General features: G+C 45.8%; 23 protein-coding genes and 1 pseudogene. 12 read left to right on the forward strand and 12 right to left on the reverse strand.

Annotated elements, in window-relative coordinates:
• The first annotated feature begins 134 nt into the window (after nucleotides 1-134).
• Nucleotides 135-842, forward strand: a complete 708-nt coding sequence (locus tag ACFQ3J_RS14410; RefSeq protein WP_091153524.1) for a serine/threonine protein kinase — start codon at nucleotides 135-137, stop codon at nucleotides 840-842.
• Nucleotides 843-1043: 201 nt separating this feature from the next.
• Here the strand turns inward: ACFQ3J_RS14410 and ACFQ3J_RS14415 are convergent, their stop codons facing one another.
• Nucleotides 1044-1496, reverse strand: coding sequence for an SRPBCC family protein (locus ACFQ3J_RS14415; protein WP_251582312.1), 453 nt, complete (start codon nucleotides 1494-1496; stop codon nucleotides 1044-1046).
• 177 nt (nucleotides 1497-1673) lie between these two features.
• On the opposite strand from ACFQ3J_RS14415, the gene ACFQ3J_RS14420 reads away from it, so the two are divergent.
• Nucleotides 1674-2492, forward strand: a complete 819-nt coding sequence (locus tag ACFQ3J_RS14420; RefSeq protein WP_251582314.1) for a helix-turn-helix transcriptional regulator — start codon at nucleotides 1674-1676, stop codon at nucleotides 2490-2492.
• Between the two features lie 270 nt (nucleotides 2493-2762).
• Here ACFQ3J_RS14420 and ACFQ3J_RS14425 read toward each other — a convergent pair whose 3' ends face one another.
• The 4 genes from ACFQ3J_RS14425 to ACFQ3J_RS14440 form a co-directional block, all read right to left on the reverse strand.
• Nucleotides 2763-3362, reverse strand: coding sequence for a GNAT family N-acetyltransferase (locus tag ACFQ3J_RS14425; protein WP_251582316.1), 600 nt, complete (start codon nucleotides 3360-3362; stop codon nucleotides 2763-2765).
• Between the two features lie 179 nt (nucleotides 3363-3541).
• A complete protein-coding gene (locus ACFQ3J_RS14430) occupies nucleotides 3542-5263 on the reverse strand; it encodes a cellulase family glycosylhydrolase (protein WP_379293065.1) in 1722 nt (573 codons plus the stop codon).
• A gap of 271 nt (nucleotides 5264-5534) precedes the next feature.
• On the reverse strand, nucleotides 5535-6833 hold the full coding sequence (locus ACFQ3J_RS14435) for an NCS2 family permease (protein WP_251582318.1): 1299 nt from the start codon (nucleotides 6831-6833) through the stop codon (nucleotides 5535-5537).
• 276 nt (nucleotides 6834-7109) lie between these two features.
• The gene (locus tag ACFQ3J_RS14440) at nucleotides 7110-7988 is read right to left on the reverse strand and encodes an AraC family transcriptional regulator (protein ID WP_091153511.1); all 879 of its coding nucleotides are present in this window, start codon (nucleotides 7986-7988) and stop codon (nucleotides 7110-7112) included.
• A 226-nt stretch (nucleotides 7989-8214) separates the two neighbouring features.
• Between ACFQ3J_RS14440 and ACFQ3J_RS14445 the strand changes: the two genes are divergently transcribed.
• From ACFQ3J_RS14445 to ACFQ3J_RS14455, 3 genes are read left to right on the forward strand one after another with little or no spacing between them, the layout of a single operon-like run.
• The gene (locus ACFQ3J_RS14445) at nucleotides 8215-9273 is read left to right on the forward strand and encodes a Gfo/Idh/MocA family protein (protein ID WP_091158951.1); all 1059 of its coding nucleotides are present in this window, start codon (nucleotides 8215-8217) and stop codon (nucleotides 9271-9273) included.
• Nucleotides 9270-10127: a sugar phosphate isomerase/epimerase family protein gene (locus tag ACFQ3J_RS14450; RefSeq protein WP_251582320.1), complete on the forward strand. Its 858-nt coding sequence runs from the start codon at nucleotides 9270-9272 to the stop codon at nucleotides 10125-10127. The genes ACFQ3J_RS14445 and ACFQ3J_RS14450 overlap by 4 nt, the downstream gene beginning before the upstream one ends.
• Nucleotides 10128-10178: 51 nt before the next feature.
• Nucleotides 10179-11060, forward strand: coding sequence for a sugar phosphate isomerase/epimerase family protein (locus tag ACFQ3J_RS14455; protein WP_251582321.1), 882 nt, complete (start codon nucleotides 10179-10181; stop codon nucleotides 11058-11060).
• A gap of 240 nt (nucleotides 11061-11300) precedes the next feature.
• Here ACFQ3J_RS14455 and ACFQ3J_RS14460 read toward each other — a convergent pair whose 3' ends face one another.
• Complete coding sequence (locus ACFQ3J_RS14460) at nucleotides 11301-11993, reverse strand: MarR family transcriptional regulator (protein ID WP_251582322.1); 693 nt, start codon at nucleotides 11991-11993, stop codon at nucleotides 11301-11303.
• Nucleotides 11994-12179: 186 nt separating this feature from the next.
• On the opposite strand from ACFQ3J_RS14460, the gene ACFQ3J_RS14465 reads away from it, so the two are divergent.
• Nucleotides 12180-13745 carry an FAD-dependent monooxygenase gene (locus ACFQ3J_RS14465; RefSeq protein WP_251582323.1) on the forward strand — a complete coding sequence of 522 codons (1566 nt, stop codon included), beginning with the start codon at nucleotides 12180-12182 and terminating at the stop codon, nucleotides 13743-13745.
• Between the two features lie 280 nt (nucleotides 13746-14025).
• Here the strand turns inward: ACFQ3J_RS14465 and ACFQ3J_RS14470 are convergent, their stop codons facing one another.
• Together ACFQ3J_RS14470 and ACFQ3J_RS14475 are read right to left on the reverse strand one after the other, a co-directional pair.
• Nucleotides 14026-15045: an SDR family oxidoreductase gene (locus ACFQ3J_RS14470; RefSeq protein ID WP_091153501.1), complete on the reverse strand. Its 1020-nt coding sequence runs from the start codon at nucleotides 15043-15045 to the stop codon at nucleotides 14026-14028.
• A gap of 223 nt (nucleotides 15046-15268) precedes the next feature.
• The gene (locus tag ACFQ3J_RS14475) at nucleotides 15269-15784 is read right to left on the reverse strand and encodes a mismatch-specific DNA-glycosylase (protein WP_251582324.1); all 516 of its coding nucleotides are present in this window, start codon (nucleotides 15782-15784) and stop codon (nucleotides 15269-15271) included.
• A 269-nt stretch (nucleotides 15785-16053) separates the two neighbouring features.
• On the opposite strand from ACFQ3J_RS14475, the gene ACFQ3J_RS14480 reads away from it, so the two are divergent.
• A complete protein-coding gene (locus ACFQ3J_RS14480) occupies nucleotides 16054-16881 on the forward strand; it encodes a nucleotidyltransferase domain-containing protein (protein WP_091153497.1) in 828 nt (275 codons plus the stop codon).
• 131 nt (nucleotides 16882-17012) lie between these two features.
• Nucleotides 17013-17936, forward strand: coding sequence for an AEC family transporter (locus ACFQ3J_RS14485; RefSeq protein ID WP_091153495.1), 924 nt, complete (start codon nucleotides 17013-17015; stop codon nucleotides 17934-17936).
• 137 nt (nucleotides 17937-18073) lie between these two features.
• Here ACFQ3J_RS14485 and ACFQ3J_RS14490 read toward each other — a convergent pair.
• Nucleotides 18074-18259: pseudogene (locus ACFQ3J_RS14490) on the reverse strand (helix-turn-helix transcriptional regulator); the annotation flags it as partial.
• A 386-nt stretch (nucleotides 18260-18645) separates the two neighbouring features.
• Here ACFQ3J_RS14490 and ACFQ3J_RS14495 point away from each other — a divergent pair.
• Nucleotides 18646-19188, forward strand: coding sequence for a hypothetical protein (locus tag ACFQ3J_RS14495; RefSeq protein ID WP_251582325.1), 543 nt, complete (start codon nucleotides 18646-18648; stop codon nucleotides 19186-19188).
• Between the two features lie 60 nt (nucleotides 19189-19248).
• Here the strand turns inward: ACFQ3J_RS14495 and ACFQ3J_RS14500 are convergent, their stop codons facing one another.
• The 3 genes from ACFQ3J_RS14500 to ACFQ3J_RS14510 all read right to left on the reverse strand — a co-directional run bounded on the left by ACFQ3J_RS14500 (nucleotide 19249) and on the right by ACFQ3J_RS14510 (nucleotide 21321).
• The gene (locus ACFQ3J_RS14500; RefSeq protein ID WP_251582326.1) at nucleotides 19249-19494 is read right to left on the reverse strand and encodes a hypothetical protein; all 246 of its coding nucleotides are present in this window, start codon (nucleotides 19492-19494) and stop codon (nucleotides 19249-19251) included.
• Between the two features lie 30 nt (nucleotides 19495-19524).
• Nucleotides 19525-19722 carry a hypothetical protein gene (locus ACFQ3J_RS14505; protein WP_251582327.1) on the reverse strand — a complete coding sequence of 66 codons (198 nt, stop codon included), beginning with the start codon at nucleotides 19720-19722 and terminating at the stop codon, nucleotides 19525-19527.
• Nucleotides 19723-19890: 168 nt separating this feature from the next.
• Nucleotides 19891-21321: a PstS family phosphate ABC transporter substrate-binding protein gene (locus ACFQ3J_RS14510; protein ID WP_251582329.1), complete on the reverse strand. Its 1431-nt coding sequence runs from the start codon at nucleotides 21319-21321 to the stop codon at nucleotides 19891-19893.
• Between the two features lie 335 nt (nucleotides 21322-21656).
• On the opposite strand from ACFQ3J_RS14510, the gene ACFQ3J_RS14515 reads away from it, so the two are divergent.
• Genes ACFQ3J_RS14515 through ACFQ3J_RS14525 form a run of 3 tightly spaced genes read left to right on the forward strand, consistent with a single transcriptional unit; the run spans nucleotide 21657 to nucleotide 24630 of the window.
• On the forward strand, nucleotides 21657-22904 hold the full coding sequence (locus tag ACFQ3J_RS14515) for an ABC transporter substrate-binding protein (protein ID WP_251582331.1): 1248 nt from the start codon (nucleotides 21657-21659) through the stop codon (nucleotides 22902-22904).
• Nucleotides 22905-22906: 2 nt separating this feature from the next.
• On the forward strand, nucleotides 22907-23776 hold the full coding sequence (locus tag ACFQ3J_RS14520; protein WP_091153488.1) for a carbohydrate ABC transporter permease: 870 nt from the start codon (nucleotides 22907-22909) through the stop codon (nucleotides 23774-23776).
• A 38-nt stretch (nucleotides 23777-23814) separates the two neighbouring features.
• A complete protein-coding gene (locus ACFQ3J_RS14525; protein WP_091153487.1) occupies nucleotides 23815-24630 on the forward strand; it encodes a carbohydrate ABC transporter permease in 816 nt (271 codons plus the stop codon).
• The last annotated feature ends 8 nt before the right edge of the window (nucleotides 24631-24638 follow it).

Below are 24638 nucleotides of genomic sequence, written 5' to 3' on the forward strand. Positions count from 1 at the left end.
ACCTAACGAAACATTTTATAACACTTGAGCATAAAACAACGGATAATATATTTTACAATGAAGCAATGAGAGGCCACCCCTGCATATAATATAGGACAAGGCAGGGTTGTTCACGTTAAAGGGGCTAACAGCACATGAGTACTGAATTTGAGCAAGAAGAAGCAAGGAATGATTGGCTGCAGGCCGATCCATTGCTTGCGCAGGTTGAGATTATAGGCAATGCCGACAATGACCTTGTCAGTATTGAAGGAAATACAGATGGACTAGAATGCATCGGTGTCGGCACAGATGCCGCTGTATTTATAATGCCGGAATTGTCTCAGTATGCTTTCAAAATCTATTCACAGCAAGCATTGGACAAGAAAAACACAGAAAAAGAAGTTTATGCGAAGCTGAAGGGCTCTCCGTATTTTGCAGCCTGTTATGGAGACGGAGTGAATTACCTGGTGCTCAGCTTTGAAGAGGGGCCGACGCTTCAAGACTGCCTAACCCTGGGTATTCCTGTACCGGAGCAGGTCATTCTTGATGTGGAAGAGGCTCGAAAATATGTTAGAAGCGTAGGCCTTAACCCACGGGATATCCATCTGAAGAACGTGGTAAATCAGAACGGCCGCGGCAAGGTGCTCGACGTCTCCGAATATGTGAAGGAGGGCGACGACCAGCGCTGGGATCACTTAGTGTGGGCCTACTATAATGTCTATCCCCGATTTAACGAAATCAAAGTTCCACTCTGGGTCATTGATGCCGTTAAGAAGTGGTATAACCGCCGGAATAAATCGGTCATGAATCTGGAGGAATTCTCTGCCAAGGTGATCAGACTGTTTGATAAGCTGATGAAGTAAAGAATTATAGAATGAATGAGTCTACTTACTCTTTGCCATAAGATAGGCTCATTATTATAACTAAGCTGTCTACACAAAACAGCGGCATGTGCTTCTCTAAGCCAATCATAGAGATGCTACATGCCGCTGTTTTCGTTCAGAACCTAAAAACAAGCGCCTTGCCGCTGTTTTCGTTCAGAACCTAAAAACAAGCGCCTTTCCTCAAAACCCAAAATCAAGCGCCTTTCCTGTCTCAGCCACACTTTTCACATTGCTTAGAATCATGGGCCAAGTTGATTTCGTTCGTTCATAGGATGGATGCCCTTCACTCCACTCATCATTTACAAATGTCAGCTTCGTACACCCGCCTACAACCTCAAGGGTATAGGTCATTCGGGTCGAGAGCTCTGCATGATTCTCCGCATAGCTTGGCCCAGGATGCTCTGTGCAGCTGAACATTTTGCCTGGTTCACAGGCAAGCACCTCACCATATACATGCACTGTTTCATCTCCCTCATTACCAGGGCCGACATATCTGTACCCCTCGCCCACTTTAAATGAAGAGTCGAAGATTGAGCCAAAGAATATCTGCCTTGTTCCTTCCGGCTTGAATAGCGTGTCCCATACTTCCTGAGGCGAAGCCCCAATATACAGCTCATAGCGTAATGCTTCCATGGAGTAAGAGTCCCTCTCTTTCTTGTGAACAGTGAAGTATTTGACAATATCCTTCTTCACTTTGCCCAAAATTTGTTAAAATAGACAAGAGCAATATTTAATCTTCTGATAACTTGATATTACTACTTGAGAATGAAGGAGTATTGTAAAAAAGCGACAGACAGGAGCGGAGCTGAAATGAGCTTTTTGTTCTCTCAGAAACCTAGCATGGGTATCATGAACCTGGAGAAAGGCGAGGAGCATTTTCGCTTGGAGCGCTTTTTACCCAGTATTGAGCTTCAGCTTTTCATCAAGCACTATTGGGTTGTGGAATGGGAGCTGGCTGAAGACAAGACGCATATTCAGGAGGTCATCCCGAATCCTTGTGTCAATCTGGTGATCGAATCGGGCCGTACTTATTTCTATGGGCCTGCAACCCGTAAATACAGCTATCAGCTGAGTGCCAAGGGCCGTGTCTTCGGGATCAAATTCAAGCCAGGCGGATTCTTCCCTTGGTATCGAGAGTCCATATCCAAGTTGATCGATCATCCACTTCCAGTTGATGAGATATTTCCTATATCCAGCGAGGAGCTGGAATCGATATTTCTAAACACAGCTTCTAATCACATGGAGCTTACTTCCCGTATGAATGATGCTCTATTGCCCCTTTTGCCTTCAGCAGATAAGCTTACCCTCCTCACAGATCAAATGACGGAATATATCCGGCTGCATCACGAAGTTACGAGAGTCGATCAAGTGTGTGAACAGTTTGCAATGAACAAACGAACGCTGCAGCGAATGTTCAAACAGTATGTAGGCATTAGTCCGAAGAATGTAATCAAGCTGTACCGGCTTCAAAATGCAGCTGAAGCGCTCGATCATGGACAAGCTGTGAATACACTTGAGCTAAGTCTTGCACTTGGCTATCACGACCAGTCACATTTTATTAAAGACTTTAAGACCATCGTCGGCCAAACACCTGATGCCTATACACGTAGCGTCGCACGCCGTTTATAACGGCAAACATCGTAAACTTCGAAAAAGAGACGGTACGGCTCAAAACGTGGGATAAGCGATGAGCAAGTATCTATCGTGTCGCTCTTGTCCGCAATGGTGCGATTTTCTCAAAGTTAGCTGGACGTTGGACGAGTTACAGCGTCTCAAATCAGTGATGTGATGGGGAATCTTCTACGTGGAGACGCTGTGTTATGTATGGATTCTGCAACCAATTACAAGTCTATTACCAAGATAAATAATAACATGTGATCTATATCGTTCTGGACTTCTCTAACGTTTGCCAGCCCAATCCTTTTTATCAAGTTTATAATAGTTATATTTTTCGTTATCTATCTCGATAATACTCTGAAAGTTAAAACAACATTTTTGTATGACCTTATTGGACGGAACGTTATTTAGTAGAGCAATAGAACTAAGCACATTAACGTCCGTATTCTCAAATAAATAATTAATCATTCCTTGTGAGGCTTGGGTTGTAAATCCTTTACCTCTATGATCCTTAGAAATGGCATACATGATTTCTCGATTTGGCGGTGGCAATTCATCTTTAATTCCTGAACAACACCAACCGATAAATTCTCCTGTCTCTTTCAAGATAATTCCTAATCGAAGACGGAGTTCACCCATGTCTTCACTTTTTGATACAGCATTCAAAAACTGTTTGTTTTCTGGAATTTCATAGTTGATAAACCAATCTTTCCTTTGCTCTTTCGATACGTTCCAGCCTGGCAAAAATTCATGTATTTCAGGTTGCCAAGCGAGTGAATGAAAATCATCTAAATCAGTAACTAAAAATTCTCGTAGAATTACATCCTTACATTCAATCGTAAAAATGTTTTCTTTGGAATCGGAACGAGCATTAGTGTTCATAATACATCTCCCTCTATAAACTGTAATAATGTGTATATAATACCTCTCTAAGTGAATCTATTGCGAGGGTAGAATCACTATAACTGTTTTTTATTTAGCAGCAATATTTCAGAAAACAGTTAAATAATAAGACCCTGGCTAACAATCGCCAGGGTCTTATATTTATTAATGCTGCGATATCAGGAAGCCGAACCTGTTACACTAGTGCCGTTCTTCGTAATCGTGTAGGTGAGCACCTCTCCGCTCCAGAAATGGAACGTAAGCACAACTTCACCATCATTCGTTTCATTGAAGAAGTTAGGCTTCAGCACGATTTCACCCTTATCATAGGAAGGAGAGAAGGTATACTCAAATTCCTTGAAGGAAGTCCAGTTCTGTGGTCCAGCTGCACTTCCATCGGTATACTTCGCTTCCATCGTGGCCAGCAGATCTCCGTTAAAGGCGGCTGGAATTGCGAAGTTCTCTGTCGTCCCTGCTGCATCCTCCAGCACAGGTGTGCTGTTCGTGATGACTCTGAATTTCCAGTCTGCGCCTTTGTTGAATTCAGCCGTAATGATGCTGTTTACACCATACTCACCGGAAGCGGTCAGCTCTTCAAGCTTGCTCGCTTGAATCGTAAGAACGTCCTTACTTACAATATAATCTTTAGATTTCTTCAAATTCTTGCCGTCCACGCTCAGCTTCTTCAGCTTATTGCCGTTCAGCTCCAGCTGAATGTTCGCGTCTTTAACAGCTGTACCTTTTTCCACAAAGATCAGGTCTGTTTCAGCCGTTGCAGAGCGTCCCTTCCAGCCTTCCTTCATGATGTTGAAGAAGTCCAGATCAGACCATTCGTAGGTCGTTCTATTCATATGCTGGCCGTTATCCCACAGCATGTGAGTTACATCTTTTTCATTCAGATAATGAGTCAGGAACTCAAAAAATTTCAGCTTCTCTCCCTGCTCGATTACAGCCGTGCTTTGGTCAAAGCCAAGGAGTCCGTACTCGCCCAGAATGACCGGGATTCCTTTGGCAACAAACGTATTGTAGACATTATCGAAGGTTTGGATAATATCGTTCTTGGTATCCTCTTCAAAATGGGTGTAGCCTGCAATGTTCACACTAAACGGCCAGAATCCATAATAGTGAACCGTTGCGATAATATTCGGATCATTTAGTTCAGTAATTGTTGCATACAGCTCATCCATTCTTTCTTGTGTAGGCGATGCCCCCAAGGTAGAGAGAACAAGCGGACGTTCTGTATTCTTGCCTCCGGATTCACGCAGAATGCTGTGGAAGGACAAGTTCAGTTCCTTCAGCATTTCGAACATCTTCTCTTCATCCGTCGTTCCACCATCCGAGAAGCGCGGCTCGTTAACGCTTTCAAACATCAATTTGTTGGAATGATCTTTGAAATGATCCGCAACTTGGGTCCAGATTGCATTGTAACGAGCAAGTACTTCGGCATGCTTGGTCTCCATATGGCTGATCCACAACCAGGAATCATGATGAACGTTAATCATGACATACAGGTCTTCATCCAGTGCCCAGTCCACTACTTGTTCAACCCGCTCCAGATAAGCAGGCTCAATGGTGTAGCTTGGGGCTTCCCCAATATGGTTGTCCCAGGTTACAGGAATACGGATACTCTTATATCCCTGGTCTGCGATTTCCTCAATCAGCTCTTTCGTGATCTTCGGATTGCCCCATGCTGTTTCATCCGCTCCGACCGCATCAAGGGAGTTCCCCAGATTCCATCCAGGCTGCATGTCATCTACATAAGCCTGCAGTTTATTTTTGGCCACTGGCTCGGCTTCCTGCTGCTTGTCCGCAGAGGCGACGGATGTGAATAAAGAAATGACAAGTGCTGGGACCATCGCAAGTGCAAGTAAGCTCTTCGAACGCTTTTTGTGCAATACCATTTGCATCTCTCCTTAATGAATTTAGGTCATGTTACAAACGCAACAGGTTATTGAAAGCGCTTTCGGTAATAACTTATCATAATTTTCCATTCAATAATACCCTGTAAATTCTTTCTATACTCATATGAAAATTAGATATTTCAGAATTATGTAAAATCATGATTTGTACACGTTGTGTTAAGCATTGAGCTTACTTTTACAGCTTAGCACTAAAAAAGAAGAGCAGCCTGAACTACAGGAGCTCTCCTCATTAGTTAAACCTTTATATTGATTAATGATCCAGAAAAACAAGCTGGATGAAGAACAACACAGCAAAGATATAGAATATCGGATGAACATCCTTGCCTTTTCCGCGCAGCAGCTTGAGCACAGGATAGAAGATAAACCCTACGCCAATCCCTGTTGCAATACTGTGTGTCAGCGGTGTTAGAATGATAATGAGAAATGCCGGGAAGGCCTCTTCAAGATCATTCCACTTGATCTTACTAATAATGTTGATCATAAAGTAACCCACGATAATCAGCGCCGGGGATGTAATTGCCGGAATTCCGGAAATCACACTGATAATGGGCGAGAAGAACAAGGTCAGTGCAAGCAGCACCGATACGACCACAGCAGTGAGTCCTGTTCTTCCTCCGGCAGCAACCCCTGTACTGGACTCAATATAAGCAGATGTCGGGCTTGTCCCGAACAATGCTCCCGAAGTCGTTCCGACTGCATCAGCCAAGAGTGCGCCACGGGACCGCGGGAATTTCCCGTCCTTCATCAGCCCTGCCTGTTCAGCAACCCCGAGCATCGTGCCCGTTGTATCAAACAGGGTAATCAGAAGGAATGTGAATATAACCGTATATAAACCGTTTGAGAATACACCAGCAATGTCCAGTTGAAATGCAGTGGTCGTAAAGCCCTGCGGCAGAGACACGATGGATTCTGGCATTTGGAATAGTCCCATCATCCAGGCAATAATTGCTGTAATGACCATACCGATGAATAGATAACCCTTTACGTTGTAAGCCATCAGTACAACTGTAATCAGCAAACCGATAATCGTCAGATACGCCATAGGCTCGGACAGATTACCTATTGTAATCAGCGTAGACTCGGAAGCTGCGATAATGCCCGCATTCTGCAGTCCAACTGTTGTAATAAACAAACCAATTCCTGCCGTAATCGCGTGCTTCAGACTTTCTGGAATTGCATTAAGCAGCATGTAGCGGAATGAAGTCAGTGATAGGATAATGAATAGAATACCTGCAATAAATACCGCACCGAGTGCAATTTGCCACGAAACGCCACTACCTGCTACAACACTGTATGCAAAAAACGCATTTAATCCCATGGCGGGCGCCATAACAATTGGATAGTTAGCCCATAATCCCATAATCAGTGTGGCCACAATACTCGCAAGCACTGTCGCAATAAACACACCGTTAAAATCCATTCCTGTGCTGCTCAGAATACCTGGATTGACGACCACGATATAGACCATCGTAAAGAATGTCGTAATTCCGGCTATAACTTCGGTTGAGGCGCTAGTGCCTCTTTCTTTTAATTTGAACCATCTTTCCATGGAATAGCCTGCCTCCAGCCTTCATAGTTGTGCATACGGCGCTAAAAACAAAAAATCCTAATCTACTCTTATAGGATTGTTAAAATGTTGCTCCTATATTCGTCATTAGGATCTAACAGCTCTATTTTATAAGCTTTAAACCAAAATATTAGGATACTTTTCTATGTTTTTAACCTGATGCGCATTTCGTATTTTATATAATTTAACACGCTATGTCAATAAAATCATGATTTGTTCACAGTTATATACGAACTATATTAAGTTTAATCATAGTATTCATTCGCTTTTTATAGATCCTCGAACGCTGGAGGGCGGTACGTGCTTATACTTTTTGAACGTCCTGCTGAAATAAGAAATGTCATTATACCCGGCTGCAAGGGCAACCTCTGAGATCGTCATTTCGGTATTACGGAGCAGATACTCTGATTTGTTGATTCGGAATTGATTAATATAATCGGTGACCGTCTTGTTCGTGAGCTCACTAAACAACCGGCTGAAGTGAAACCTCGACAAGTTAGCCATCCTGGCCAGCTGCTCTACCGATAGCTCCTCCAGATAATGCTCCTCAATATATTTGAAAACGGGAGCAAACCGCGTCAGATTTTTTGTACGGCTGTTAAACACAGCCAGCGGCATGTATTCCGCAACATATTTACGGAACAAGATCGTGAGCATACGGTACATGCTGGATTTAATCGCAAGCTCATATCCAAGCTCTCTATTGCGAAACTCCTGTTTGATCAGCTCAAACGCCCCTCGCAGCTCCTCATCATCCGTTATGTGATTCTTGAACATCACATTATTCTGTGTCATCGGTGTGATGAATTTGGTCTCCACCGCATCCGGTGTCGGACTCTGGAGCAAGGAAAAATCGGCAATGAGGGCATTATACTGCAGTTCACCGGACAGGTTGATCCCATGATGCAAGTCGTTACTGTTCAGAATAATCAGATCTCCTGCCTTGGCATGAGCGACCTGGGAATTGCATTCGATCTCCGCTTCGCCGTGCACAAAATACAATATCTCCATATGCTCGTGAAAATGGGGATGGAACAGTGCCTGCCCCTTCTCTCTATACTCACAATGATGAAGCTTGATTGGAAAGTGTGGATCTGGCATGTCCATAGGTTCCCGTAGTGCAGCGTTTCTAAGCATATAACCCCTCCAATGACCGCACAATTGTTCAAATATTCAGCATCCGTCTGCATGGCTTTCTCATAAGCCCCAAAATACAATAGTTGTGAATCGAGAATAGAATGAGCCATAGAATCTGACAACGCATACTCTTAGAAATTCAACGCTTAGTATGTATGCGGCGAAGATCGGTTCTTCCTATCCAGTATATCCTATTACAGAGTTTGAAGGGAGCACGAAATTACATATGAGTACACTTAAAGTTGGCGTCATTGGCGCAGGCAGCATCTCTCAACATCACTTAACTCCTTATAAGAATAATCCGAATGTAACACTCCTCGCGGTCTGTGATATGAATCTGGAAAGAGCACAAAAAACAGCCGAACAATATGGAGCTCCGCACGCCTACAGCGACTATAACGAGCTGCTTGCCAATGATGACATTGAAGCTGTCAGCATCTGTACCTGGAATGATACCCATGCCGAGATCAGCATCGCCGCTCTCAAGGCTGGCAAGCATGTCCTCGTGGAGAAGCCCCTCTGCCGCACGGTGGAAGAAGCTCTTAAGATCGAGCAAGCGGTTAAAGAATCCGGCAAAATACTTCAAGTCGGCTTTGTCCGCAGATATGATCCGAATGCACAGATGCTCAGAGCTTTTGTAGATAACGGAGAATTCGGTGAGATCTATTATGCCAAAGCTTCTTATTTACGCAGACTTGGGAATCCGGGCGGCTGGTTCGCTGATTCTAGACGCTCCGGTGGAGGTCCGCTGATTGATATCGGTGTCCACGTCATTGATCTGTGCTGGTACATGATGGGCAGACCCAAAGTTAAATCCGTCAGCGGCAACACTTACCGCAAATTAGGCAACCGCTCCAATATCAAAAATTTATCTTCTTATAAAGCAGCAGACTACAGTGCAGAGAGTAATGATGTCGAGGATTTGGCCAATGCACTGATTCGTTTTGAAAATGGTGCTTCATTGCTAATCGACGTGAGCTTCACACTGCATGCCAAGGAAAATGAAGGTGTTGTTAAGCTCTATGGTGACAAGGGTGGGTTCGAAATCGATCCAGAAGTCGTCATTGTCACAGAGAAGCACGATACGATTGTCAACATCAGGCCTCAAACAGACAGCAAGGGCTTCCAATTTGAGAAAGCCTTCCAGAGCGAAATCGATCATTTTGTCGAGTGCGTACAGACAGGCAAGCAGCCGATCAGTCCTGTTGAGGATGGTGTAGAAATTATGAAAATCCTTCGCGGTATATACGAATCTGCCAGCACAGGAAAGGAAGTGTATCTATGAAGCTCGGACTCAGCACCTACAGCCTGTATCAGGCACTTCGCAGTGGTATAATGACCATCGCAGATGTCATCGACTTCACTGCAGATCATGGCGGAGAGCATGTGGAGATTGTGCCTCTCGGCTATAACCTTACCGAGCAGCCTGAACTGATCGATACGATTGTATCCAAAGCCACTGAACGAGGGCTTGAAATTTCCAACTATGCGATCGGTGCTAATTTTCTGCTGAATGATGCGGATGCTTATGAACAAGAAATTGCCAGAGTACAGCGAGAGGTAGATATCGCAAACCAGCTTGGCGTCAAATTAATGCGTCATGATGTGGCCTCTTCCCCAGATGTATCCATCGCCAATTTCAATGCTCATTTGGAGCAGTTAGCGACGGCTTGCCGCCGCATTGCAGAATATGCAGGTCAGTACGGGATCACGACGAGTGTGGAGAATCATGGTTTCTTCATTCAGCAAAGCGATCGTGTGCAGGCGCTGATTCATGCTGTAGGACTCCCTAATTTCAAAACGACACTCGACATCGGAAATTTCCTGTGTGCTGACGAGCAGCCTATTGCTGCTGTAAAGAACAACCTTCCTTATGCCTCCATCGTGCATATCAAGGACTTCTATGTTCGTCCGGCAGGGCACCATCCAGGTGAAGGGTTCTTCACCTCCACTGCAGGACAATATCTGCGCGGTGCGGTAGCCGGGCAAGGAGATATTCCCATGCGTGATATTATCGGGCTCATCAAGTCCTCGGGTTATGACGGCTATCTGAGCCTCGAATTCGAAGGGCTGGAGGATTGTGAATTCGGTGCAAGGGTAGGACTCGCCAACGTTAGAAAAATATGGGACGAAGCATAACAGGCTGAACTCCAACTCAAATATGAACAAATGCAGATAAGGAGGTAGCGTATGTCTTTTACTAACAAAATCGGGGTTATATCGGACAGTTTCCAAGCAGGGCTCAGAGGTGGTCTGGCAAAAGCCAAGGAGGTTGGCGCAGAGGGCGTGCAAATATATGCTGTATCCGGAGAAATGGCTCCTGAGAACTTAACAAGCACAGACCGCAAGCAGCTGCGCAGCTATATTGCCGACTTAGGACTCGAAATCTCGGCACTATGCGGAGATTTGGGTGGACATGGATTTCAGGATGCGGCTGTGAACCGGGAGAAGATCGAACGCTCGAAGCGTATTCTGGACCTTGCCGTCGAGCTGGGAACGGATGTCGTTACCACTCATATCGGCATCGTCCCTGATGATATAACTGGCTCTATTTACAGCACGATGCAGGAAGCCTGTGAAGAGCTGGGCGTATATGCGAAGAGCATGAATGCCTATTTTGCTATCGAGACCGGACCTGAACGCGCTGCCCATCTGAAGAGCTTCCTAGATTCCCTCAGTACAAACGGAGTGTCGGTCAACTTCGATCCTGCCAACATGGTAATGGTGACCGGCGACGATCCCGTGGAAGGCGTAAAGCTGCTTAAGGATTACATCGTTCATACGCATGTGAAGGACGGCAGGCAGATTCGGCCGATTGATCCCAAAGAAGTATACGGCTATCTCGGCTATGAAGGGATGACGCATGAGAAAATTGCGGAGATGGCCTCCTCCGGAGCGGCGTTTTTGGAAGTGCCGCTAGGTGAAGGCCAGGTTGATTTTGATGCCTATTTTGCTGCCTTACAGGAAATCGGCTACAAAGGCTATCTGACGATTGAGCGCGAGGTTGGCAACACACCGGAGGAAGATATTAAGAAGGCGGTTCAGTTTATTAAGAAGTTTAGGGGATATTGAGTTGTCTCCCTCTTCTCATTAACTGGTGGAGGGAATAAGAAATAGGTCCGATACTGCGGATGCAGATGTCGGACCTTTTTTAATGGAATGGCATTGGCTGGCTGCGCCGCTTTGATAACGAATGGTACGTTCGATCGTTCTTGGTACGAACGCTACCGCTTCTCTCCGTACCTCTTCGCTCTCTTTGCTTATGAGCCGACATCGTTCTCTAGACCCTCTGCAACTCTGTTCCTAACCATTTCAATCCTCATACACTGAGAAAAACACATCGTTAAGAATTGCTTTCGCTTTCTTTAAATCGCGTGAATTCAGTTTATTTAGCATCTCAATGACTTCGTTCATTTCCTCGGAAACCATTGCCATGCCTGGCTCTTCATTTGTAAGCAGCTCTCTCTGGCTGAGTTCGAGTGTTTCCTCATTTGTCTCCGTATGAATCCATGATGCATGCAGTGTTTCATGAAAAGCATTAACCAGAAATCTCAGCTCATCTTCGTTATATCGTTGCAAGAAACGATGGACTCCAAAATCGATTTTTTGATGTAGGGCTTCATGCAAACGATTAATTTCTCGGCCGAGTGATGTGGTTCGAAACAGAACTTCTTTTTTATTATCAGGAATATATTCGAAATTGATAATTTTCTTATCAGCCAGTCTTCTCGTGATTTTAGAGACATTCCCTTTTGAAAAGCCGAATTGCTTAGATATCGTTATCCCATTAACAGGCTCAAGCTTACCAATGGCACTCAACACATGCAGCATACTGACCGTCATATCTCTCATCAACTCTGCAATAGCAGGATTAGGACTATTCTGAATAAGCCACTGTTTTTCTTCGTCATCTTCTCCTTGGAATTTATGCAGTAGAGCATTCACTGTTCCAATCAATTCTTTTATAAGCAGATCCTTGTTTTGTTTTCCCGAATCGTATGTCATCTATTTTCCTCCGATGATGTTGGTTACTTAAAGCCAGTATATCAAGAAAAAACAAACCAATAAAGTTTCCTTGAAACAATATTGACAGAAACAACATAATTCTTTAATATTGTTTCTAGGAAACTTAGAGTTTCCACGAAATAATAAATAGTTGCAAGCAGATAAAAAATAGGAGTGCACACTAAAATGACAATCAGCTCCACAGATCAGCATTATATCGACGTACTTATTGCTGGGGCAGGTCCTACCGGCTCCACGCTGGCTGCGGATTTACTCCGACGCGGCCTTCGCGTCCGTCTAGTTGACAAGGCAGCGCATGCTTTCAAAGGCTCCCGTGCCAAGGGAGTTCAACCCCGTACTCAGGAGGTCTTCGAAGACCTTGGCGTACTTGAAGAAGCTCACAAGGAAGGCGGACCTTACCCGCTTGTAGGACTCCACATCGGACCGATCACTATACCGTGGCGTATGCAAAAGCAGAGCAAACCAACACCAGATGTGCCATATCCCAATATTCTTTTACTGTCACAGCATCGCACTGACGCCATCTTGCACCGCCTCCTCGAACGTCAAGGACTATGTATTGAGTTTGATACCTCGGTGGAAGATTTCAAACAAGATGCAGATGGGGTGACAGTTACTCTCTCTACAGGGGAACAAGTACGCAGCAGGTATCTGGTCGGGGCTGACGGGGGTTCAAGCACAGTTCGAAAAGTACTGGGTACGCGGTTCATCGGGGAGACCGATGACTCCGACCGTATGATCATTATCGATGGTACAATTGACGGTCTATCACGCAAGCGGTGGCATATGTGGCCACGAATTCAAGGCAAGTCCGTCGCAGCATGCCCATTACCCCACTCGAACCAGTTCCAGATTATGATCAAACTGTCACCGGACGAGACACCCGACCTTAACAATGCCGCGTTGGCTGCCTATTTTCGTAAGCTTACCGGTCTCAGGCTCTCTGACATCACCTGGAGTTCGGTATTCCGGCCAAACGTTCGGCTCGCTGAACACTATCGTTCAGGAAGAGTCTTCGTGGCAGGTGACGCCGCCCACGTTCACACTCCGGCTGGTGCGCAAGGTCTCAATACAGGGGTCCAGGACGCCTACAACCTTGGCTGGAAACTGAGCCAGGTCATAGCAGGTGCCCCCGAGAGCCTCCTTGACAGCTACGAGAACGAGCGACTGCCAATTGCTGCATTCGTTCTCGGCAAATCCAATGAGCTCTACTCGGGGCTCAAGCAGCATCGTCTATCCAGCCTTAAGCGAGGAGACGATGAACGACAGCTGGGCATCACTTACCACGGCGGGGCACTTGCACCTGCCGATGCATCTGCCACCAAGACCCTCCGTGTTGGTGACCGAGCACCGGACTCATCTTGTATTGGTCCGGATGGGACGCGACGACTCTTTGACATCTATCAAGGGCCACACTTCACTCTGTTGGCCTTCGGTGCTAATGCCACCAAGGCACTTCACGAGCTGACCTGGCCATCAACAGGTGCGGAACTGCACCGCTACTTTGTAGGAACCAGTGGCAGCGTTGATGACAATTGCATTATTGACAACACCGGAGATCTGAACAGGATCTACGGCATCACTGGCGACACGTTGGTATTGATCCGGCCAGATGGTTACATTGGAAGCATTATTACGGAAGACTGGCATGCAGCTTTCGACACCGCAGTCAAAAAACTTGCCCCGCCGGTATCAGTGGGGAATATATCGAGCCCTATATTCTCGAAATAACTAAAATCGAACTGGACGATTCAAGAGCACAAGACATTAGATATTAATCTGGAAGAGGAACTTTCTACAAGTGATTATATTTTATCAAGGTGGAGGATCCATGGAAATTCTATAGATTACAATAAAAGAAAGGTCCGATACTGCGGATGCAGATGTCGGACCTTCTTTATGCAATGCGTTGGAGGCTGTGCGGCTTCGATAGCGAAGGATACGTTCGATCGTTCTTGGTAGGAACGCTACCGCTTCTCTCCGTACCCCTTCGCTCTCTTCGCTCATCAGCTTATTTTTCCACGAGTATATTTTCAGCCGCCTCAATCGCCTGAATTACTTTATCGCACCAAATATCAAATTCCTTATCCTCTTTTTGCAATTCTGGATGTGCAAGTATATGTTGAACCGTTTCTTTAATTCCTTGATCAAGCCGAGTCGCAGCCACATAATCAGGGACCAGCCGCTTAAGCTTGGAATTATCAAACACGACGGAGTTGGCTTTATCTCCGAGCAGACTTCCTCTAAAGTCCTGGGTGCTGCACGCATCAAGAAACTCCGACGCCACATGAACGGCATTCAGCTTCACACCGAGGCTGTCGGCAATGATTTCATAGATCTGATTCCAAGTCACACTCTCATCCGAGGTAATATGCACAGCTTCTCCGATGGCATGAATATTTCCCATCAGACCGATAAAGCCCTTGGCAAAATCGCGATTATGGGTCATCGTCCAGAGGGATGTACCGTCTCCATGGATTATAACAGGCTTATTCTCAAGCATGCGTTTCGCAACCTGCCATGAACCTCCGCTGCCATGAACGCCAAGCGGAATTGATCTTTCATCGTACGTGTGGCTTGGTCTGACGATGGTTATCGGAAATCCATGATCCCGATACTGCTTGGTTAGATACTCTTCACACGCAATCTTGTTCCTGGAATACTCCCAATACGGATTTGACAGTGGAGTTCCTTCTGTAATGCGATAGTCCGATAAGGGTGTCTGATATGCTGAGGCTGAGCTGATAAACATATACTGTTTGGTTTTGTCCTTAAACAAGCGGTAATCCCGCTCCACATGCGATGGATGAAATGCAATAAAATCCGCCACGACATCAAACTGCAGATCCGAAATGAGCCTAGCAACCTGTTCTTCATCATTAATATCCCCTTGCAGAACAGTGGCTCCTGCTGCAAAGGCTTCATTCCGATTCCCTCGATTGAGCAGATACAGCTCACATCCTTGTTCAAGCAGCTGACGAGTGATCGCAGAACTAATGGTACCCGTGCCTCCAATAAAAAGCGCTTTCATGTTATCCACCTCCGCTAGATTATAACCGGGCGTTTGCTCCGTTTTTTATACTTCAATGAGAATATCATTTTTTCAATCAAGTCTGTATTTCGACATTAGTCTTCGTTTCCCTTTTATCCTGCTCAATTTTTCATTTCCGTTTTATGACCAAGGTTCCAAATACATACATACTTACAGCTACACTGCTACAAACCTAAAAAGACATCCTGTAAGATGCCTCCTTTCAACTCCGCTCCCGATGAATATAATCACTAAGCTGCTTGTAGATATCAATAATTTCTGTCATTGGCATTCGAACCAGCCCGCTGGAGGAAGGGGCCACAAATTCGTGCATGCCTGTGAGAAAAGGCTCCGGCTGAAATCCCCAATCCGCCTTTGTTTTTTTGGCATACTGGGCATATACACCCTTGCCGACGAAGCAGGCGACTTCTGGTCTGTATTTTTCCAGCTTATTCTTCAGAAGAATTCTGCCTTCTGCATACTCCTCCTTCGTAATATCTTCAATGCCTTTCGTCGGTCTTGCTACGATATTGGTAAACCCGTAACCCAGCTTCAACAAATCCTGATCCTCCTGTGCTTGATACAGACGAGGTGTCAGACCTGCCTGATAAAGAATCCGGTAAAAATTGTTCCGCGGGTTTGCATAATGATGTCCGGTCTCCCCTGAACGTATGCTTGGATTAAAGCCGATAAATACGATCTGAAGCCCAGGCTCCAAGTGATCTAGAATTGCCTCCATATATAACAAGCTCCTTAGCTAAAAATTATACATTGATCTCTAGTAGATCGTCGGTCCAATTATTTGGTAAAGTAAATTCTATAATACACTACCCGAACGATGATACAAGAACCCAGGTTCCCACCATTTCCTTATACCCATGTAACGAAACAGGAGAAGGCAGTCATCTCTACATCTTATTATCGTAATGATTACTCCTATTCAAACTACAATCGCTGTACCTGACACATTGACCACAAATAAAATAATTGAAATGGAGGCTCGGTCAAATGGAAATAACTTCGATTCTGAATAAGGTTACAACCCTTCTATCCCATGTTCCTGGCATCGTAGGTATCGTTCTCGGCGGCTCCCGTGCGAGAGGAACCCATCATACGGATTCGGATATAGATATCGGCATTTATTATGATTTGCAGTCAGAATTTAGCATTGATGAGATCAATAAGGCTGTAAAGGATCTAAATGAAGAGCCCGTTGACCATCCCATTACGCCGATTGGAGGCTGGGGACCATGGGTCAATGCTGGAGGCTGGTTTGTTGTTGATGGCTGTCCTGTCGATTTGATTCTAAGAGATATGGAACGAGTGGAGCAAGTGATTCAGGATTGTCTTGCTGGCAAAATCAACGCGAACTATCAGCCTGGTCACCCTCATGCTTACATCAATGGGATGTATCTGGGTGAATTGGCTATTTCCCACGTATTACACGACCCAGAGCAACGATTAGCTTCGATTAAACAAAAAATAATTCCATATCCAACAGTTTATAAGCAGAGCATGATTGATTATTTTTCATTCGAAGCCTCATTCTCTCATACGTTTGTCCATAAGTATGCTGCTAAAGACGACAGCTATTATGTGATGGGTCACGTCTTCCGGAGCCTCTCCTGCTTGAACCAGATTCTATTTGCGATTAATGAAGAGCATTGCATCAATGAGAAGCGGGCTGTGCAGATGATTGAGGATTTTGACTTGAAGCCTGCTCATTATAAACAGCGTGTAGATGAGATTGTAGAGCTGCTCTCCCCAGATCCACATCAGCTGGCGCTTGCAGCCGCGAAGCTTCAAAGCTTGATCGAAGAAACCAATAAATTATAATGCAGGCATATGAGAACAGAAAAAGAATTAAACTTACGTCTCCACAGCTTCGCTAAAGTGCTATAATGTTACGAGTGTTTGAAAACATTCAGAAATGTTACATAACTTGATAGAAAGAAGCTGAAAACTTCATGATTGCTGACATCTTGCTGGAAGTGGTCCTGCCTGTATTTGTGTTGATTGCAGTCGGGTCACTGATGCAGCGTGCGTTCAATCTCGATCTCTACACACTTTCGAAGATTAATTTTTATTTTATTACACCTGCAGCCGTGTTTATGAGCATGTATCTATCCGAAATGTCAGGAAAGCTGCTCGGTACCATCGTTCTATTCTATTTTTTCTATGCATTCATTTTATATATTATGGGGTCCATCGTTTCCAAATCATTTAAATTCAGCAAAGGCATGAAGGCTGCATTCAACAACAGTATCATGCTGGATAATGCCGGAAACTACGGAATGCCTATTAGTGCGCTCGTGTTCAAGGGAGATCCTATGGCTGCATCGGTTCAGGCCTTCATTATGTCGATGCAAAGCCTCCTGACCTTTACATACGGGGTACTGTCCATTCAAGGGGCAAAGCTAAAAGGGAATTATCGAAGTGTCATCATTGGTTTCTTAAAAATGCCAGTTCCTTACGCGCTTCTGCTCGGAATCCTGTGGAACGTACTTGATGCACCGCTGCCCACCTTTCTCTCCATGCCGCTCGATTATGCCAAAGATTCCATGGTAGCCGTTGCGCTCCTGACGCTTGGAGCACAGATTATGAAATATCCGCTCCGGTTTGGCAGACTCAGCGTATACATCAGCATGATTATCCGTCTGCTTGCGGGTCCTGCCATCGGTATCACACTGGTATTTGCGCTTGGACTAGAAGGCATTACGGCTCAGGCCTTAATTATTGCTTCTGGAATGCCAACAGGCGTTAACTCCTCCATTCTGGCGGAAGAATATCAGAACGAACCGGATTTTGCAGCACAGACCGTGCTTATCTCTACATTGTTTAATATCATCACTCTGATCGGACTTATCGCATTAGCTAAATCATTCGCATAAAACAAATAAGCCTGAGGCCAAATATATCGTTGGCTCAGGCTTATTCATTTTTAGAAAAAGGTAAGGATCTTGTATTGCTGCTTCATATAATAAGCATCCGTACAATCTAATAATCTAGTAGTCGCCCGTTATCATGCCATCATGTCATATCCGCCGTTAGTCCCTTGATAGGATACGACCGGGAAGCCTGCCGCACAGATCGCATCAATATCCCGATAAATGGTCCTTGGGGAGACTTCAAACTCTTCAGCCAGCGTGGAAGCTGACAAAATTTCGTGATTCAGCAGCTTGTAAATGATCGAGATCAGCCGCTCCAGTTTCATATGGTTACCCGCCTTACAGTTATTTTTGTACGCCAAATCTTTCTAATAGGAATGATCGATATTGTAACCTTTATCTGTGTAGAACTTAGCTCTATCAAAAAATAAACCAAAAGCTTTGAATTCTGGATCTGGCGTCCATTCACACACGTCGATAGAAATTAATTTATCCTTCGAATCAGGGAATCTATTATTATAATCCTGCACTGCACAATCTCGTCCAAAACAATATCTGGACGTTCACAGGTATGAACGAAGCCCCTCTTCATAATACTCCCAGTATTCCATTTCGTTCTCCCATCTAGATTTGTTAATAGAGTGACATATTTCGTTAGAAGCGTATCGCTAGGACGATACTTTCGCACACGCAGCAACCATGAGCGAGCTAAATGTTCTTTACTCCGAAGCACTCCCCTAACACCCAAGAGTGTCCGGCTTCTTCACACGCCGGACTTCTCCATGCTGCCCCTTCCCAATCGAAGATGAGGAAGGGACGGGCCTGGGCTGGCTCCCCTTGCGGAGGGAGCGAAAAGTATTCGGGAGAAGCGTTAGCGTTCGTATTTGTACGGGAATGGCTTCCTTTGTTAACTCTTCAATCCTATGCCATTACCGGACAAGAACGATCGGACGATACTTTCGCACACGCAGCAACCATGAGCCAGCCTACTAGCTCTATACTTCGTAGCATTACCATCACACCCAGAGTGTCCGGCTTCTTCACACGCCGGACTTCTCCATGCTGCCCCTTCCCAATCGAAGATGAGGAAGGGACGGGCCTGGGCTGGCTCCCCTTGCGGAGGGAGCGAAAAGTAATCGGGAGAAGCATTAGCGTTCGTATTTGTACGGGAATGGCTTCCTTGTTACCTCTTCAATTCTATGCCATTCCCGGACAAGAACGATCGACGATACTTTCGCAAACGCAGCATCCATGAGCCAGCTAAATGTTCTTTACTCCGAAGCACTCCCCTAACACCCAAGAGTGTCCGGCTTCTTCACACGCCGGACTTCTCCAAGCTGCCCTTCCCAATCGAAGATGAGGAAGGGACGGGCCTGGGCTGGCTCCCCTTGCGGAGGGAGCGAAAAGTAATCGGGAGAAGCGTTAGCGTTCGTATTTGTACGGGAATAGCTTCCTTGTTTAACTCTTCAATCCTGTGCCATTCCCGGACAAGAACGATCGACGATACTTTCGCACACACAGCTTCCATGAGCCAGCCTACTAGCTCTATACTTCGTAGCATTACCATCACACCCAAGAGTGTCCGGCTTCTTCATATGCCGGACTTCTCCAAGCTGCCCTTCCCAATCGAAGATGAGGAAGAGACGGGCCTGGGCTGGCTCCCCTTGCGGAGGGAGCGAAAAGTAATCGGGAGAAGCGTTAGCGCTCGTATTTGTCCGGGAATGGCTTCCTTGTTACCTCTTATTCTATGCCATTCCCGGACAAGAACGATCGGACGATACTTTCGCACACGCAGCATCCATGAGCCAGCCTAAGCTTTTAACGCTTTTAACGCTTTTAACACTCTTTAAGCTCTTCAAGCTCTTCAAGCTCTTCAAGCTCTTCACGCGTTTTACGCTCTTTACGCCTTTTACGCCTTTCACGCTTCTCAGCACCCATCAAACTGCCCGTCACTTACTCAACTTCCTCCCGCCGCAATAAATCCTCCCTCCTCCACGATCCGCTGACCTTCCTCACCTTGAAGCCACTTCACAATCTTCCGTGCGGCATGATCCTGCGGCAGATTCGACCGTGTTACAGCATACAGCTCAGCCGTATACGGATAGGCTCCAGAGTGGATCGTATCTCGATTGGGCATGACCCCATCCACCGTTAGGAATTTCACTTCTTCCTGGTGATACATCTCGCTCGCATAATAATGGAATGAGTACCCAATAGCATTCTCTTCATTGTTGTACGCTGCCACCCGGTCAATCAAGCCTCCCATCAGGCTGACCTTCTGCTCCTTCGGCACCTCACTGAGAACGGCATCTGCCATAACTCCTTGCTCCATAAAAGTCTGGCTGCCTGAATTGGCATCTCGCTGCAGGGCCAGAATGGGTTCATTCTTACCTCCAACCTCACTCCAGTTCATAATGAACCCGCCATAAATATCCTGAATCTGCTCGGAAGACAGGCCGTTTACCGGGTTCTTCTGATTTACGAGAAAAATAAAGGCATCCTTCCCTACGGGATGAAGTTCGAGCTCTATCCCATTTTTGGTTGCTGTTGAGATCTCATCTTCAGAAGGGCCTGCTACAAAGATGAGATCCGCCCGGCCCTCAATAAGGTTAAGATAGGCCTCATGGGTTGTGTTAAACCGGGTATCGTCCGCTGCCCTTAGCTGGTTAACACCAGTTAATTCACTCTTCAGCTTCTCAGCAAAAGGAATAGCAGCGGTCGCACCATCAATCCGTGGATACTGATGGACGGTATAGCTGCCCTTTGGAACTACCATAGAAATCAGCAGCGCAAGAACACCAAGTACAGGAAACGCCCCCCATACGAGCATTCGAGTACGATTCTTCACGCCCACCATAATTCTCCCTTGCAGCACTACACCAAGCATGATACTAATACTCGGGACAAGCGCCACAACTAACGTGACCGCAGTCATCCCCGCACCATAAGCAGATAATACTTTCAAGACTGGATTTGCCCAGTATTGGTTTAGTGAATACCACATCCAGGACGAGCTCCACAGCTCCCTCGCATCTCCATCTGACAGCTGCATCCCCAGCCCCCAATAATAAAGAGCGAATCCTAGCAGCGGTATAATCGACAGTAGTATTATTCGCGGATACGCACCTGTATCTCTGGATACATACGAACCAAAACTCACAAACACGGTAACCATCAAATAGAAATAAACCGCCGCAATCAGAAACACGCCAAGATCAGGGACTTGATGATGTAACAGCAGCTTTCCTGCCGGAACACCCACAATTCCCCCGAAAAAGAATGAGAGCACGACATACATTAAGCAGAATATTATGCTTTTTCTAAACCAAACTCCCCATTTGGAGGATACAACTTCCCCCCTATTTGTTGCTCCATTTTTATCTGACACTCAAATGCCCCCTTCTTTCTCTACGGTAAACCGTCTGTAAAACCCACAGTACCTTTCTTACAATAAACGTAACTTCAAATAAAAAGTTGTACTGCAGCTTCTCAATTATAAGTGATAAAATATCATTGCAAACCACAAAATGACAAAATCTAAACAACACGAATTTACATTGCTGAACTGTACAGGGAAATGGTATGATGCAAATGCACACTATTCCAACTAAATTAGTAGGTTATTTATGTTCTTTTTAAAGTATGAATGCTACGACAATGGATACTGAGGATCTATCCTTCTGTCGTTTTTTTGTTTAGGTAGACTACGGAGGAGGCATATTCATGAAAAAGAAAACACGTTCCACGATGGCTATGATTACCTTGGCTCTGTCTCTGGTCGTCAGCGCATGCGGAAGCGACAACGGCAGCTCGCAAGGCGGTAAAGTAAAGATCAGCTTTATCCATTGGAACAGCGAAGCCGCTGTATGGAACGAGCTTATCAGTGAATTCGAGAGCGAGAATCCTAATATTGACGTGACCATGCAGACCTTCCCTTCCGAGCAGTATCAAACGACAGCCCAAGCCAAGCTAATGGATGGATCGGTCGGTGATGTGTTCGCTTCCTTCCCAGGAGCCCAGTTTGCATCCATTCTGAGAGCTGGACTTTACACCGATCTGACGGGTGAGGCCTTTGTAGATAACTACAAGCAGGACCTCATTGAGTCGGGTGCAAAGGATGGCAAGCAATATGCTCTTCCTTACAACCTGATTTATAATGTCCCGGTATATAATGCTGGACTCTTTGAACAATACGGCCTTACACCGCCAACGGATTGGGAAGGCTTTCTCGCACTCTGCGAGAAGCTGAAGAGCGAGGGCATTATCCCGATTGCATTCCCTGGAGCAGATATCGGTCCCGGTCAATTTATGAACCCGATGATGATGAATAACGCACCTGATGAAGAAATCTTCGCCAAGCTTGAATCCGGGGAAGCGAAGCTGACAGATGAATGGTGGGTTAAGACGCTTGCTCAGTTCAAGGAGTTAAATGATAAGGGCTACTTCCAGGAAGGTGCGCTAGGAACAAACACGGATGGTGCGATCGCCCTTATGGCTCAGCAAAAAGCGGCCATGATTGCAACAGGCTCGTATTCCATGTCTGCCATTCTTGCAGGTAACCCTGAGCTAGAACTGAACCTGCTTGCACCGATCACAGTGACTGCAGACGAAGCAATATATGAAGGCATTCATACAACAACGTTCATGCTGGGCGTAAACAGTAAATCGAAGCATCCTGAAGAAGCTAAGAAATTCCTTGCATTCCTAAGTACGGCAGAAGCAGCAGGCAAGGTAGCTAACGAAACGGATCAGGATGTTCCTGTCAAAGACATTGAATATACGTCGCCTGCTCTGACAGCTATTAGTGACTGGAGTACGAAAAATACCCGTTTCCAGCCTCGTTACCTCATTACCAATATTGAGATTCAAAAAGCGGTAACAAGCTCGATTCAGGAAGTCATGTCAGGAATTACACCGGAGAAGGCTGCTGAGAATGCCCAAGCCATTGTTGACCAGCAGCTGAACCTGTAATTATGGGTGTACGCAAATCGATTTACTGGTTTTTCGTACCCGGCCTGCTCTTGTATCTCGTGTTTTTTATTTATCCCACCTTGCAAGGACTTTACTACTCCTTCACAGATTGGGACGGCATGTCGGATACGATGAACTTTGTAGGGCTCAGCAACTATGTCAATGTCGCAGAAAACACCATTTTTCACAAAGCCATCGGCAACAATTTGAAGTTCATGTTCAGTGTCGTGATTGTGCAGACGCTTGTATCGCTCGTTCTAGCGCTTCTGCTCGTCCGCAATTCCAAAGCCAACATCGGTCTGCGGGCGCTGTATTTCTTCCCGACGATTCTATCCTCAGCGGCAGTAGGGTTTATCGGAACTTATATCTATGATCCGAATCTCGGGCTTCTCAATGAAGTGCTGAATCGCATTGGCTTGTCCTTCCTTGCTAACAACTGGCTGGGCGATCCTTCCATCGCAATTTATTCCGTTGCAGGCATCCAGGCATGGGCACATATCGGACAGATGGTTATTCTGTTCGTGGCCGGCCTGCACGGGATTCCGGAAGAAATTAATGAAGCAGCCAGACTTGATGGCGGTAACCGCTGGCAAATATTCCGATTCGTAACATGGCCTCTGCTCGCACCGGCAGCTACACTGGTCATCGCCTACACAACGATTCAATCATTCAAGGCGTTTGATCTGATCTATGTCATGACCCGCGGGGGCCCGGCTTACTCTACAGAGATCTTATCGACGTATATTTATTCTTCTGCTTATCAGAATTATAACTTCGGGCATGCTTCGGCAGCATCGATCTATTTCCTAGCTATAATCGCACTGGTCACATTCCTGCAGTTCAAAGCCATCCGTTCAGACCGTGCAACGTAAGCTCCAGTCTCTAGCATGTGAAAGGAGGATGAAATTCCTTGTTTGCTCGTACGCTCGGCAAGCTGCTGCTCACTCTATACGCAATTATTATTCTGCTTCCGCTGCTTGTTGTCGTTATGGCAACGATGAAGGACCAGCAGCAATTTTATATGAATCCGATCGGAGTGCCTTCCTCCTTCTCGCTGGATAATTATATTCACCTGTTTCAAAGCCAGCCGATGCTGATGTATTTCAGCAACAGCGTCATCGTCTCGTTCTCAACGGTCGCTGTGCTGCTTGTTCTCGCCAGTATGATTTCGTTCGGACTGTACCGTCTTAAGAATAAAATTTCGAAAACGATACTGCTCCTCTTCGTCATTGGTCTCATGGTGCCTTCGCAGGTCAACATGATTCCGATTCACTCCTTCCTTCGGGATCTGGGGCTGACGAACAGCCGAATCGGTCTCATCCTCGTCTCCGTATCGGTACTTATGCCGCTGTCCGTCTTCATGATCAACGGCTTCATGAAATCCTTGCCCAGAGAAGTATTTGAGTCCGCCAGTATCGATGGGGCTGGAGAGTCACGCATGTATCTCCAGATTGCGATGCCGCTATCGGTCCCCTATCTTGCAGCGACGGCTACTTTCCTGTTCGTCTCTGTGTGGAACGAGCTGCTGTTCCCGCTCCTGCTGATTACGGACCAATCGAAGATGACACTTCCACTGGCACTGCTGCAGTTCCAGGGAGAGTATTCTACGAATTATCCTGGACTCTTGTCAGGGGTAGTCATTATATCGCTGCCTATGCTGCTCATGTTCTTGTTCCTGCAGCGCTTCTTCATATCAGGGGTGACCGCAGGCTCCCTCAAAGGTTAAGCAAACAC

The sequence above is a fragment of the Paenibacillus provencensis genome (assembly GCF_042678545.1).
GTDB lineage: Bacteria > Bacillota > Bacilli > Paenibacillales > Paenibacillaceae > Paenibacillus > Paenibacillus provencensis.

What these genes read in the sequence shown, in the direction of transcription:
- ACFQ3J_RS14410 (WP_091153524.1), top strand. Translation starts at nt 135, where the DNA reads ATGAGTACTGAATTTGAGCAAGAAGAAGCAAGGAATGATTGGCTGCAG.
- ACFQ3J_RS14425 (WP_251582316.1), bottom strand. Translation starts at nt 3,362, where the DNA reads ATGAACACTAATGCTCGTTCCGATTCCAAAGAAAACATTTTTACGATT.
- ACFQ3J_RS14485 (WP_091153495.1), top strand. Translation starts at nt 17,013, where the DNA reads ATGATTGCTGACATCTTGCTGGAAGTGGTCCTGCCTGTATTTGTGTTG.
- ACFQ3J_RS14480 (WP_091153497.1), top strand. Translation starts at nt 16,054, where the DNA reads ATGGAAATAACTTCGATTCTGAATAAGGTTACAACCCTTCTATCCCAT.
- ACFQ3J_RS14520 (WP_091153488.1), top strand. Translation starts at nt 22,907, where the DNA reads ATGGGTGTACGCAAATCGATTTACTGGTTTTTCGTACCCGGCCTGCTC.
- ACFQ3J_RS14440 (WP_091153511.1), bottom strand. Translation starts at nt 7,988, where the DNA reads ATGCTTAGAAACGCTGCACTACGGGAACCTATGGACATGCCAGATCCA.
- ACFQ3J_RS14495 (WP_251582325.1), top strand. Translation starts at nt 18,646, where the DNA reads ATGTTCTTTACTCCGAAGCACTCCCCTAACACCCAAGAGTGTCCGGCT.
- ACFQ3J_RS14460 (WP_251582322.1), bottom strand. Translation starts at nt 11,993, where the DNA reads ATGACATACGATTCGGGAAAACAAAACAAGGATCTGCTTATAAAAGAA.
- ACFQ3J_RS14455 (WP_251582321.1), top strand. Translation starts at nt 10,179, where the DNA reads ATGTCTTTTACTAACAAAATCGGGGTTATATCGGACAGTTTCCAAGCA.
- ACFQ3J_RS14420 (WP_251582314.1), top strand. Translation starts at nt 1,674, where the DNA reads ATGAGCTTTTTGTTCTCTCAGAAACCTAGCATGGGTATCATGAACCTG.
- ACFQ3J_RS14435 (WP_251582318.1), bottom strand. Translation starts at nt 6,833, where the DNA reads ATGGAAAGATGGTTCAAATTAAAAGAAAGAGGCACTAGCGCCTCAACC.
- ACFQ3J_RS14445 (WP_091158951.1), top strand. Translation starts at nt 8,215, where the DNA reads ATGAGTACACTTAAAGTTGGCGTCATTGGCGCAGGCAGCATCTCTCAA.
- ACFQ3J_RS14450 (WP_251582320.1), top strand. Translation starts at nt 9,270, where the DNA reads ATGAAGCTCGGACTCAGCACCTACAGCCTGTATCAGGCACTTCGCAGT.
- ACFQ3J_RS14500 (WP_251582326.1), bottom strand. Translation starts at nt 19,494, where the DNA reads ATGCTACGAAGTATAGAGCTAGTAGGCTGGCTCATGGAAGCTGTGTGT.
- ACFQ3J_RS14470 (WP_091153501.1), bottom strand. Translation starts at nt 15,045, where the DNA reads ATGAAAGCGCTTTTTATTGGAGGCACGGGTACCATTAGTTCTGCGATC.
- ACFQ3J_RS14475 (WP_251582324.1), bottom strand. Translation starts at nt 15,784, where the DNA reads ATGGAGGCAATTCTAGATCACTTGGAGCCTGGGCTTCAGATCGTATTT.
- ACFQ3J_RS14430 (WP_379293065.1), bottom strand. Translation starts at nt 5,263, where the DNA reads ATGGTATTGCACAAAAAGCGTTCGAAGAGCTTACTTGCACTTGCGATG.
- ACFQ3J_RS14515 (WP_251582331.1), top strand. Translation starts at nt 21,657, where the DNA reads ATGAAAAAGAAAACACGTTCCACGATGGCTATGATTACCTTGGCTCTG.
- ACFQ3J_RS14465 (WP_251582323.1), top strand. Translation starts at nt 12,180, where the DNA reads ATGACAATCAGCTCCACAGATCAGCATTATATCGACGTACTTATTGCT.
- ACFQ3J_RS14415 (WP_251582312.1), bottom strand. Translation starts at nt 1,496, where the DNA reads ATGGAAGCATTACGCTATGAGCTGTATATTGGGGCTTCGCCTCAGGAA.